Consider the following 14,243-nt stretch of genomic DNA (forward strand, 5'->3'; position numbering starts at 1 on the left):
GGTCCTGCTTCTCTAGCCATTCGATGTACTGGCTGTACGGCGATACCGGTGCAAGCTTCGGCTCGCGCTGCTCCAGCATGGCGAAGTATGCCTCGAACACCTCGCTTGTCAGCAGCGACAAGCACCAGCCATCCATGATGATGTGGTGGAAGCTCCACACCAGTGTGAAGGACGAATCGCCCTTCTGTACAACCGTTACCCGCATAAGCGGATCGTAACTAAGATTGAAGCCGCGTTCCTTATCCGCCTTCATGAAGCTCTCCAGCCAGCTTGCCTGCTCTGCTTCATTCATTCCGCGAATGTCTTCATAGGCGAAGCCAGCCGGCTTGTTGCGGAACACCACCTGCAGCGGCTGCTCCGTCAAGCCTGTGAAGAAGCTGGTGCGGAAGATCAGATGACGGTTGACGAGCTGGTTCAAGCTATTCTCGAACAGCTGCTTATCGAATGAACCATTCAAGTCCAGCGCCGCTTGGACGAAGTACGCGCCAGCCTGCGCATCCATCAAGCTGTGGAACAGCATGCCGGTCTGCATCGGCGTCAAGCCGTATACATTCTCCATTTCACCGATCTCAGCTGTAAGCTCGGTCAGTCGATCAAGCTCCTCCATCGTTAGACCCTTCAGCAGCACGTCGCTCGGCGTCAGCTCCGGACGCTCCTTCGCTGCACAATGGGCAATGACGTCCACCAACTGAGACTGCAGGTGTGCGAGTAGCTGCTCGATTGTTTCCTTGCGGTACTGCTTCTTGCTATAACGAATCGACAGCTCGAGCGTACCGCCTACGATGATGCCGCTGACGTCAAGCGGATACTTGACTGTCGTCTTCGGACTTACGACATCGCCGATGGAGTATGGGGAGAACTGCAGCTCGCTGCGCTTCAGATCCTCGTCGAACTGACCGAGATAGTTGAAGCTGAGCTCAGGCTCCGCCATGCTGTGCAAGCTTGCGACCTGGTCCGTATGCGCGGACATATATTTCAGCACACCGTAGCCGATACCCTTGCTCGGAATGCGGCGCAGCGTCTCCTTCACCGTCTTCAGACGCTGACCGATCGACACGCCAGCTGGAATGTCAAGCGCAACCGGGTATTGAGTCGTGAACCAGCCAACCGTACGAGTAATATCGACATCGTCGATAATATCCTCACGACCGTGACCTTCCAGGTTGACACGCACTCGCTCACTGCCAGACCATTGCTGAACCGCCATGCCGAGCGCCGTCAAGAGCAGATCGTTCACCTCGGTGTTGTAGGCGCGGTTCGCAGTCTTGAGAAGCTGCTCCGTCTGCTGCTCGTTCAAGTTAAAGAGCACTGTATCGGTATCTGTCAAACGCGTCGGCTCGCTGTTATCGTAGTCCTTCGGCATCGGAGCTGCCTCAGCGGTAGCCATCTGCTGCCAATATGGAAGCTCCTGCTCAAGCTCCACACTGTTCGCATAGGCGGCAAGCTGCTCCGCCCACAATCGGAACGAGTCGGTCTTCTGCGGGAGACGAATCGTCTCCCCCTTCGCTGCCTGCTCATAGCCTGCTGCCAGATCCTCCATCACGATACGCCACGATACGCCATCCACCGCCAAGTGATGAATAACGAGCAACAGATGGTCTCCATCCTCACAGCGGAACAGACCGCACTTGAACAACGGACCCGCATCCAGCGCGAGACTGCTCTGAATCTCGCTCGACTTCGCTTCGATCGCAGCAGCCGGATTGGAAACTCCCGTCATATCGATGACCTCGAGCGTGTACAGTGCGCTGTCACTCACCGCTTGATTCGATGCCATCCATTTGCCTTGCTCATTGACAACGAAGACGAGTCGGAGCGCATCGTGATGCTCAGCAAGCTTAGCGAGCGTCTTCCTGAGCGCAGCTTCCTCGAAGCGCTTCTGGCGGTACACCATCACCGCCTGATTGAAGTGTTGAGGCACGTCCTGCTGCTGCTCGAAGAACCAATGCATGATCGGTGTAATCTGTACCTCACCGACTGCCTCTCCCTGATCGGCCATCCGCCCAGCGACCTGCAGTCGTGTGCTTAGCTCCTCTACGGTCGGATACTGGAACAGATCCTTCACATTCAGCTTATAGCCCGCTTGCAGCAATCTCGACGATACCTGGATCGACTTGATCGAGTCGCCGCCAAGGTCGAAGAAGTTGTCTCGGATGCCCACTCGCTCCGCACCGAGAACCGATTGCCATACCGACGCCAGCGTCTTCTCAGCCTCTGTGCGCGGTGCCGCATAGTCCGTACCTGTTGCAAGACCCGCCTGCGGCTCAGGAAGCGCGCGCTTGTCCACCTTACCGTTCGGAGTCAACGGAATGACTGGCAGCTGCATGAAGTACGAAGGAATCATGTAGCTTGGCAGCTCCTGCGACAGCTTGCTTCGCAGCTCGCTGACTGTAATCGCGCCCTCGCTTACGAAATATGCGCACAAATATTTCGCGCCGTTGTCGTCCGTCCGAGCGATGACGACCGCCTCGCGCACCGCTTCGGTGCGCAGCAGCTCGGTCTCGATCTCGGCCAGCTCGATCCGGTAGCCGCGGATCTTCACCTGCTCATCGATCCGTCCCTTATACTCAATCGTGCCGTCCGCTCTCCAGCGTGCCAGGTCGCCCGTACGGTAGCAGCGCTCGCCAGGCTGGAACGGATGCTCGATGAATTTCTCATCCGTCATGTCCGGCTTGTTCAAGTAGCCGCGTGCGACACCGTCGCCGCCTACGATGAGCTCGCCCCACACGCCGACTGGCAGCAGGTTCATCGAATCGTCTACGACATATGCAGTCGAGTTCGCGATCGGTCTGCCGATTGGCACCGCATCCTGCTGAATGCCCTCAATCGCATGCGTCGTGGAGAACGTCGTATTCTCTGTCGGACCGTAGCCGTTAATGATGCTCAGCGTCGGGTGCTCCTCCAGCACACGATTAATATGTGGCACGGACAGGACATCGCCGCCCACGAGTAGCTCCTGTACGCCCGGGAACAGCTTGCGCTCCTGCTGCGACAGCTGGTTGAACAATGGAGCGGTCAGCCACATCGTCGTTATGTGATGCTGCTCGATCGCCTGCTTCAGCTTCGCGCCGTCCAGAATGACGTCGTTCGGCACGAGCACTAGCTGACCGCCGTTCAGCAGCGCACCCCAGATCTCGAACGTGGACGCATCGAACACCAGTGCGCCTGTTTGCAGGATACGTGTATGCTCGTTCAGCGTCGCATAGTTCGTATTCATGACCAGACGTACGACGTTGCGGTGTTCAACCATAACGCCCTTCGGCTTACCTGTCGAACCGGACGTATAGATGATATAGGCCATGTGATTCGGACCTACAGCCGTAATCGGATTGCGCGGATGCGCTTCTGCTGATTGAAGCTCAGTAAGCACAAGCTTCTGTCCTTCGAATGGTACCCGTTCCAGCAGATGACGCTGACCGATCATGACCTTCGCACCGGAGTCCTCCAGCATATAACGAATCCGATCCTCTGGATATTCGGAGTCAATCGGTACATACGCGCCGCCAGCCTTCAATATTCCGATCGTGCCGACGATCATATCGATCGAACGCTCCGCCATAATCGCTACCGTGTCGTCCGCCATGACGCCAGCCCACAGCAGTGCATTCGCGATGCGGTTCGCACGCTCGTTCAGCTCGCTGTACGTCAGCTGCTCATCGCCGAACACGAGCGCCGTGCGATCTGGAGTAAGCTCCGCCTGCTGCTCGAACAGCTGATGAATCGTCATGCTGTGCGGATACTGCACATTCGTAGCGTTGAACGCTGTCAGTACGAGCGCCTTCTCTTCCTCGGATACCCAATTCAGCTCATCAATGACAGTGCTTGGCTGAGAAGCGAGCAGCTCCAGGATACGAATCAGATCATCCTTCATCCGTTCCATGCCTGCTGGCTCAAGCGCGTTCGCGTTGTAGCTCATGCGCACGAGGATCGTCTCGCCTGGCATCAGAATCAGGTTGAGATCGTAGTTCGTCTGCTCGGTCGTCTGCACGTTAGAGATCGCGAAGCTCTCGCCGGACTCGCTGCCCAGCTCCTCAACCTGCTGCTCCACCGGATAGTTCTCGAAGACAACGATGTGCTGGATGAGCTCCTGCTTCTGCTCGGTCAGCGACTGAATCTCGAACAGCGGGAACGTCTCGAACGATTGCGCTGCAAGCGCCTGCTCCTGCACCTTCGCCATCAGTGCGGCGAACGTCATGCCTGCCTCGCTCTGAATACGTACTGGCACCGTGTTGATGAACAAACCGACCATGTTTTCCACACCGTGAATGTCAGCCGGACGACCCGACACGACACTGCCGAATACAACATCGCGTTGATTGTTGTACTTCTGCAGCAGCACGCCCCATACCGCCTGCAGTAGCGTATTCAACGTAACCTTATGCTCTCTGGCTGTACGCTCGGCAAGCGCGGTCAGCTCGCGGTTCATTTCGAAATCAAGACGCATCGCTGCATAGCCGTCCTTCTTGCTCGGCAGCTGTGCACGAGTCAGTTCGGTCTGCTGTTCATAGCCAGACAAGTATCCGCCCCAGAACGAAACAGCCGCCTCGCGGTCTTGACGCTCCAGCCATTCAATATATTGACCATACGAAGCTACAGCGCCGAGCTGGAGAGGCTTGCCCGCACAGATTGCAAAGTAATGGTCGAACACTTCCTTCGTAATGAGCGACATGCACCAGCCATCCATCAGAATGTGATGGAAGCTCCAGATGAGGCGGAACGCATCATCCTTCAGCTGCATAATCGTCACGCGCAGCAGATTGCCTTCGGCGAGGTTGAACCCTTCCGCTTTATCCTGCTCAACGAGCCGCTGCATCGCCGCCTCTTGCTCAGACTCCGCTACCGAGCGCAGATCGAACATGCGCATGTCCGCCTTGCGGCTGCGGAATACGATCTGGATCAGACGGTCGTTCCAACCGCTGTAGAAGTTCGTACGCAACACCTCATGACGCTCCACAAGCACATTTAAGCTTTGTCCGAACGCATCCGGGCTGAAGCTGCCGTTCAGATCGAACGTGGCCTGCTCGAAATATGCGCCCGACTGCGGATCGAGCATGCTGTGGAAGAGCATCCCCTTCTGCATCGGCGTCAAGTCATATACGTTCTCCAGCTCGCCGACAGAAGCCGTCTGCTTCACGAGCTGTTCCAGCTCGTCGAGGCTGATTCCCTTCAGCAGCACGTCGCTCGGCGTCAGCTCACGCTGCTCCTTCTCCGAGCAATGGGCTATAATCGCTTGCAGACTCGACTTGAACAGATCGGCGAACCGCTCCATCGTCGAACGATCATACATCTCCACACTGTAGCGAACGAGCAGCTCCAGCGAGCCGCTTGTAATGATCGCGTTCAGGTCAAGCGCGTGCTCAAGACCCGAATTCGGGCTCACATGATGACCGCAGGAATAACGCGACTCCGACATGCCGCTGCGCTCGAAGTCTTGATCGAAGCGTCCCATATAGTTGAAGCTGATTTCCGGCTTGATCTTATACGTCTCGCCTTCCGCATGCTCGGCTAGATAACGTACAATGCCGTACCCGATACCTTTACGAGGAATGCGTCGTACATCTTCCTTAATCTGCTTGATTTGTCTCGACAAATCACCCGCTGCGCTCATCTCAAGGAGCACTGGATACAAGCTGGTGAACCAGCCAACCGTGCGCGTAATGTCCACATCGCTCATGAGTTGCTCGCGGCCGTGACCTTCGAGATTCACCAGCACGCGATCGGTTCCCGACCATTGCTGAACGGCCATGCCAAGCGCTGTAAGCAGCAGGTCATTGACCTCCGTATTGTAAGCGCGGCTCGCTTGCTTCAGCAGAAGGTCTGTCTCCTCATCGGACAACGCGACGGTCAGCAGCTCCGTATTCTTCAGCTGCGATGCCATAGCCGGGCGGTCCTTCGGAAGCGGCTGCACGGCTGCTTGCTCCAGCTGCTGCCAGTACGCACGCTCGCCAGACAGCTCTGCACTTACCGCATACGACTTCAAGCGCTTCGCCCACGTCTGGAACGAATCCGACTTGTGTGGAAGCTCGATCGCTTGTCCTTGCATCGCCTGGTCGTACCCGGCTGCAAGATCCTCGAGCAGAATACGCCACGATACGCCGTCTACAACTGCATGGTGAATCGTGATGTACAGATGGTCGCCATCATCGCAGCGGAATAGGCCAAGCTGCAGCATCGGACCTTGCAGCCAGTCGATGCTGGACTGCAGCTCATTCGCCTTCGCTTCGATCGCGGCCGCGACGTCGTTCACGCCCTTCAGCTCAACGACCTCCATACGGAACAGCTCGCCTTCGGCAATTCCACGATTCCACAGCGTGTAATGACCGTTCTCCATGCGAACGACCGTTCGAAGCATGTCATGATGCTCCGCAAGCTTCTGTACCGCCTTACGCAGTGCAGTTTCGTCGAAGCCATGAGGGCGATGGAACATCAGCGCCTGATTATAGTGATGCGGATCGGCATGATTTTGCTCAAAGAACCATTGCAGGATCGGCGTCAGCTCCACCTCGCCCTGTACCTCACCTTGCTCGGCCGAACGAGTCGATGCTTGTAGACGTCCAGCGAGCTCCTCGATCGTTGGATATTGGAACAGATCCTTCATCTCAAGCTTGTAGCCAGCCTGAAGGAGACGCGACGATACTTGCAGCGACTTGATCGAGTCACCACCCAGCTCGAAGAAATTGTCACGTATGCCGACCTGCTTCTCACCAAGCACCGCCTGCCATACAGCAGCGAGCGTCTCCTCTATCGGAGTGCGCGGCGCCGCGTAATCGGCGCTTGCCAGCACACTTTCCGTCGGAACCGGCAGCGCCTTGCGGTCGATCTTGCCATTCGGCGTCAACGGCAGACGATCCAGACGCATCAGGCGCGACGGCACCATATGCGACGGCAGCGATTGACGTAACTCCGCCACGAGTGCTTCCAGCTCAAGAGTCTCATCTGCCGCGGCATAGCCGCATAAATATTTTTGACCGCGCTCATCGGTACGATCAATGACGACTGCCTGACGAACACCCGCGAAGCGCAGGATGGCCGTCTCGATCTCGCCGAGCTCGATGCGGTAGCCGCGAATTTTCACCTGATGGTCCATACGTCCGATGAAGTCAACGTTGCCGTCCTCCATCCAGCGCGCCAAGTCGCCGGAACGGTACAACCGCTCTCCTTCTACGTACGGGTTCGGTACGAACTTCTCTTCGTTCAGCTCAGGACGGTTCAAGTATCCGCGGGCTACACCCGGACCTCCGATACACAGCTCACCTGCAACGCCGACTGGCACTGGCTTCAGCTGCTTGTCCACAATATAGAAGCGAGCGTTCAGCAACGCTTTACCAATCGGCACGTTACCTGTTGCTGGAAGAATACTCAGCGGCTCGTCGTAGTAGCTCGAGTCAATCGCCGCTTCCGTCACGCCGTAGGCGTTGATGATGCGTAAGCTAGCACCGAAGCGCTCCTGCATCAATTTGTAATCGGTCACACCGCAGCTATCCGAGCTCGTAATTAACAGGCGCAGCGAGCTGATGTCCAGGTTATGGTTGTGAATATGATCCATAAATGGAATGATCAGCGCTGGTGTCGATTCGAACAACGTAATCTGGCAATCGTGAATCCACCCGTATAGCTTCATTGGATCGATCCGATCGTCCTTCGGCACGATGACCATCGTTCCGCCGTTGATCATCGTACGCGCGATGTCGCCGGTGAACACGTCGAAGGAGAAGCTTGCCAGCTGTAGCAGTCGAACCGGGAACTCCGTCAGTCGGTAGTCACGACGGTAAGCAAGCGCCGTATTGACCAAGCTGCGGTGCTCGATCATGACCCCTTTTGGCTTGCCGGTCGTACCAGACGTGTAGATGACATAAGCAAGGTCCGTAGGTTGAACATCCTCACGCTTGACATTCGCTGCAGAGCCCTCGAACAAATCTGCATCGTCCAGATGGAATACGGTCTCCACACCCATTCCCTCTTGCTTCAGCTCTTCGATTCGGCTAGACAGACGAGTCTGCGACAGCAGCACCTTCGCGTCACTGTCCTCCAGCATGAAGCGAATACGGTCGGACGGGTAGTCCGGGTCAAGCGGCACGTATGCGCCCCCCGCCTTCCATACCGCCATGACGCCAACGAGCAGGTCGACCGAGCGCTCGGCCAAGATACCGACCAGCTTCTCTGGTCCGATGCCGCATGTGATCAGCTTATTAGCCAGCTGATTCGCCTTCGTGTTGAGCTGTGCATACGTCAGCTCATCGTTCATATATTTCACAGCTACATGATCTGGTGTTCGCTCCACCTGCGCCTCGAACAGATGCTGGAACATCGACTCGATCGACTCGTCCGACAGACGGCCGTTGAACGTCTCGAGTAGCAATACCTGCTCATTCGTTGTCGCGAGCTCCAAGCTCTGGACAGAGGCGAATGGATTAGCGGTCACTTGCTCCAGCATGCCGATCAGGTGTCCCTGCATCCGGTCGATGCTGCTTGCGTCGAACACATTCGCGTTATACTCGAACTCAATTAACAGCTCAGTCGCCGGAATGACGCACAGGTTGAAATCATAGTTCGTCTGCTCGTTCATCCGAACGTTCGAGATGACGAAGCTTTCCGTACCGTCGCTGCTCTTCTGCTCCATGCTCAGCTCGACCGGATAGTTCTCGAACACCATAATATGCTGAATCAGATCTTGTTTCTGATCCGTCAAGGCCTGAATATCATACAGTGGCGTCGTGTCGTACGATTGTGAAGCTACGGCCTGGTGCTGCGTCTGCTTAAGCAATTGGACGAAGCTTGCCGATTCGTCGTTGCGCACACGCACCGGAACGGTGTTGATGCACAGACCAATCATCGTCTGTACGCCCGGAATGTCTGCAGGACGACCGGACACGACTGCCCCGAACACCACATCGTTACTATTATTATATTTGTGTAAAATAACGCCCCACACCGACTGCAGCAAGTTATTCAGCGTCACATGCTGCTGCTGTGCAACGGAGTTCATCCGATCCGTCAGCTCGCGGCTCAGGCGGAACGAGCGCTTCTTAAGCGCGTACTCTGTCGGCTTGCCACTATGGGACAACGCCGTCTTCGGCAGTGCTGTATCCTGCTCATAGCCTGACAAATATTCGCCCCAGTATTGAAGCGCCTGCTCTTGATCTTGACGTTCCAGCCATTCGATGTATGCGCGGTACGGCAGCACCTCGTGCCATCTCGGCTCACGCTGCTCTACGATCGCAAAGTACGTCTCGAACAGCTCCTGCATGAGCAAGGACAAGCACCAGCCATCCATCAGAATATGATGGAAGCTCCATACAATGCGATAGGACGTCTCATCCAGCTGCAGAACCGCCATCCGAAGCAATGGATCCGTAGTGAGATCGAAGCCTTGCTGCTTATCGCCATCGCAGAATGCATGAATGTAGGCCTCTTGCTCATCCGGCTCCATCCGACTCAAATTCTCATAATGGAACGCCGCCTTCTTCTCGCGCATGACGACTTGCACCGGTTGCTCCAGCACACCATTGAAGAAGTTCGTGCGAAGAATCGAATGACGGTTCATGAGTGACTGCAGCCCTTGCTCCAGCACCTCTGGGCGGAACGTACCGTTCAAGTCGAACGTAGCTTGCTCGAAGTAAGCCCCCGATTTGGAGTTCATCAAGCTATAGAACAGCATTCCCTTCTGCATCGGGGAAAGCGTATAGACGTCCTCCAGCTCACCGACAGGACGGACCGATTCAACGAGTCGCTCCAGCTCATCCAGCGACAGCCCCTTCAGCGTCACGTCGCTTGGTGTCAGCTCCGTATTCTCCTGCGATGTGCAGTAGGCAATCAGATCGCTGAGCGATTGCTGTAGCAGACCGGCAAGGCGCTCCACGGTCTCACGGCGGAACTGCTTCTTGCTGTAGCTGATCGTCATCGACAGCGAGCCGTTCGCAATCATTCCGTTCAAGTCGAGTGCGAAGGCGCGACCGGCACGACTGCTAATCGAAGCTCCTGTTGAATACGGAGAGAACGACATCGCACTGTTTTTCAAATCCTGGTCGAATTGTCCCAAGTAGTTGAAGCAAATGTCAGGCGCGAGCGTATAAGCTTCGCCTTCCTCCAGCTCGCTCAAGTACTTAAGAATGCCATAGCCGATTCCCTTCTTCGGCATGCGGCGCAAATCTTCCTTAACGGTCTTGATGTGTCGACCCATCGAGTCTGCGCCCGACAGATCGAGTACAACCGGATATTGACTCGTGAACCAGCCGATCGTCCGGCTCATATCGATATCAGAAATAATGTCCTCGCGGCCGTGACCTTCGAGACATACGAGAATACGCTCCTGTCCGGACCACGCCTGCATAGACATACCGAATGCAGTAAGCAGCAGGTCGTTCATCTCCGTATTGTAGGCACGATGCGCCTGCTTCAGCAGCAGCTCAGTTTCTTGCTCGCTCCAAGCGACGGTGATGACCTCGCTATCCTCGATCAGCGTCTCCCTAACCTCATCATCCTTAGGGAGTGGCTGAAGATCACGCTGCTCAAGAGCTCTCCAATACGAGCGGTCCTCTTCCAACGCATCGCTGTCGGCGTATTCTGCCAATCGCTCTGCCCACAGCCGGAACGAATCGGTCTTGAGCGGCAAGCTAAGCACTTCTCCCTTAACCGCTTGCTCATATCCAGTCGCTAAGTCCTCCAGAAGAATACGCCACGATACGCCATCTACCGCCAGATGGTGAATGGCAATGAGCAGGTGGTCGCCGTCTGCGCAGCGGAACAAGCCCAGCTTCACGAGCGGACCTTCGGTTAAGCTGATGCTGCCTTGAATTTCTGTCGCCTTCGCTTCGATCTCGGATTCACTGACAGATGCCGCCGTATAGTCCATGACCTCCAGCGAGAACAGCTCACCTTCGTCAGCCTTCCGATTCCATGCCTGATAGCCCCTACCATCCTCAGACACTGAATATACGAGACGCAGAGCATCATGATGAACCACAATCTGATGCATCGCCTTGCGTAGCGCCGTCTCCTCGAAGCCATCCTGTCTGTACAGCATAAGCGCCTGGTTAAAATGATGCGGATCCGCCCACTGCTGCTCGAAGAACCACTTGTGGATCGGAGTCAGCCCCACCGAACCGCTAACCTCGCCTTGATCGGCCATACGGCTTACCGCTTGAACATGCGGGCTCAGCTCGGCAATGGTCGGATATTGGAAGAAATGCTTCGTCTCCACCTTGAAGCCTTCTTGGAACATACGGGACGATACTTGAATCGACTTGATCGAATCGCCGCCGAGCTCGAAGAAATGGTCGTAGATGCCGACCGTTGCTACGCCAAGCACCTTTTCCCATACACTGGCAAGCAGCTCTTCCATCTCATTGCGTGGAGCGGCATGCGCCGAGACAGCTTGAACCGCTCCTTCCGGAGCAGGTAACGCCTTGCGGTCAATTTTTCCGTTAGGCGTAAGCGGCATTTGCTCCAGTTGTACGAAGAACGACGGAATCATGTATGCTGGCAGCTCTTGTCCGAGGAAGGAACGAAGCTGTGCAGCCGATACTTGCGCCTCAGCAACATAGTAGGCGACGAGCTGCTTCTGACCGCCCTCATCCTCACGTGCGACAACGATCGTCTCAACGATATCCGATTGCTTGAGCAGCTGCGCTTCGATCTCGCCGAGCTCAATACGATACCCGCGAATTTTGACCTGATGGTCAATTCGTCCTAAATATTCGATATTGCCATCAGCCGTCCACCGAGCCAAGTCACCTGTCTTGTACATGCGCTCACCCGGAACGAACGGATTATCGATGAACTTGTCTGCTGTCAGCTCCGGCTTGTGTAAATACCCTCGCGCTAAGCCGACGCCGCCCAAGCAGAGCTCACCGGCAACTCCGATTGGCAGCATCCGATGTTCAGCATCTACGATATAAACATGATGGTTGTGGATAGGACCGCCGATTGTGATTGGCTTCGAACGATCCCAGTCAGTTGGACAAGTCCAGGCCGTCGAACAGATCGAATCCTCCGTTGGACCATATGCATTAATGTAAGTAACGTGTCCCTTCCACTTCTCGATAAGCTCAGCTGAAGAAGCCGAGCCTGCTGTAACGAGCCTCTGAAGCGAAGGAAGGCGCATCGGATCTAGGTACAACGCATAGTTAGGCGGCAACGTTGCGACCGTAATCGCATGCTCCGACATGTAGCTCTCGAATTGGTGGTAATCCAGTATGACGGACGATTCCGGAACATACAAGGCAGCACCGAAGAATAACGCCATGTACGTCTCCCACGCAGAAGCGTCGAAGGAGAAGCTGGCGAACTGCAACACTTTATCGTCGGGTGTGATACCGAGCGTGCTCGCGAAGTACGTCTTCAGACTTACGAGACCACGATGCTCAACCATAACCCCCTTCGGGTTACCTGTCGTACCGGATGTATAGATCACATAAGCAAGATCGTTGGACCCGGACACCGCTTCGAGCGGCGAGCTGTCTTGATTATATGCATTCGCATCGTCCAAGTTGATGACTTGGCCATCATAAGCAACACGATCCAGCAAGCGCTCCTGAGTGAGCAGCAGCTTCGCGCCGGAATCCTCGAGCATGTATTTAATACGCTCTAGCGGGTATTCAGGGTCAATTGGCACATAAGCGCCACCTGATTTGAGCACAGCTAATAAGCCGACGACCATCTCTAGTGATCGTTCGACCATCAGACCAACGAGCTGATCACGTCCTGCACCCTTCGTGCGCAATGTGCGTGCCAGCTGATTCGCCTTTTCATTCAACTCACGGTAAGTAAGCTGTTGGTCACCGAACACAAGTGCGATATGCTCCGGTGTGCGATCCGCCTGCTCCTCGAACAGCTGATGAATGGTCTTGCCCACTTCATATTCGACGGCTGTATCGTTCAGCACATTCATGATATACAGCTGCTCTTCCTTGCTTAGTAGGGAAAGCTCTTTAATCGTGACGCTCGGGCTTTCTACAATTTGACTGACTACATTCAGATACTGCTCGATCATACGAGAAATTTCAGTCTCGCTGAACAGATGAATTCTGTAATCTACAAGGACCTCCAACTCTTGTTCATCTAACATCTCCACCACGTGAACGTCGAAGTCGCTGCCTGTTGCTCCGTTGAATGGAGCGTCAACCTCGTAGCTAATCTCATCCAACTGCGTGAATCCAAGTGTTCGATACTGCAACGTAATCCCGAACAAGCGCTGTACATCACTATAAGCATAAATCTCGCGTAAATCTTGAATCATCTTGTTATACGGATAACGTTGATGACGAAGAATGGTAGATTGTTCCTTAGTCACGACTTGAAGGAAGCTTAGTAGCTTAGCATTCGGGTCAACTTGCGTTCGCACCGGTACTGTACTTACGTACATCCCGATCGTTTCTTTCTCCTTCTTCGACGTCCGGTTCGCATAAGCAGTTCCGATCGAAATATCCTGTTGATTCGTTGCCTTGTGCATGTACACATAGAAGGCCCCAAGGAAGAAGGTGAACAAGCTCGTTTTATGTTCATCGCAGAAGCTTCTTACACGCTGGAACAACGAGTTTTCCAATCTGATCTTATATCGCTTGGACTCTGTGCTAAGTGTAAGAGGATTGTACGCCTTTAGTCCCGTCACTTCAGGTAAAACACTGAACTTTTCGAACCAGAAGCTCTTGTCCTTCTGATAACGATCAGATTCCTCATAATCCTTCTCAACCTTGACAAGCTCGAGATATTCAGGTCGAGAAACTTCTTCATAAGTCCCTTTAACCATAGCTGCATAGGTATGCGCGATTTGGTTAATCGCCATAACCATCGATACACCGTCAGATATAATATGGTGCATCTTGAAGTTGTACCAGATTTCATTTTCGCTTATTTTTAGCAACACGAAGAAAGACAAATCCGAATCCAGTATTGGGATAGGCTTCGGGATATGGGCGTCGAGCCAAGCGTAAGCTGCTTCTCTCGGATGAGGATGATCACTAAAATCATATATGTCCAGCGGCTTCTCTTGGAACGCCTCTACATATTGCTTCGGTGCATCGTTTTCAACCGTTATTTTGATGCGGAATGCTTCATTCTCGCGAATAGCTGCATAAATCGCTTGCTTAAGCAGCTCGAGATCAATTTTTTCCTGAATCCTGACTGTAGCTGTTAGCACGGATAGGCTTGTGTTCGGGTACAGCAGCTCCGTATACCAGATCCGCTGCTGAGGCTGAGTCAATAAGGCTGACTGCATCGATTTCCTCGTGCTCCTTTTTGTTCCC

The 14,243-nt window shown here is 54.6% G+C and carries 1 protein-coding gene (running past one end of the window); it reads right to left on the reverse strand.

The window, feature by feature from the left end:
• Positions 1 to 14,215 carry the 5' portion of a non-ribosomal peptide synthase/polyketide synthase gene (locus PAE68_RS12780; protein WP_281887484.1) on the reverse strand. It extends 13,130 nt beyond the left edge of the window, so the window shows 14,215 of its 27,345 coding nt (coding positions 1-14,215); its start codon is at positions 14,213 to 14,215; the stop codon falls past the left edge of the window.
• Positions 14,216 to 14,243 lie beyond the last annotated feature (28 nt).

This window comes from Paenibacillus sp. YYML68 (genome assembly GCF_027923405.1).
Lineage (GTDB): Bacteria > Bacillota > Bacilli > Paenibacillales > NBRC-103111 > Paenibacillus_G.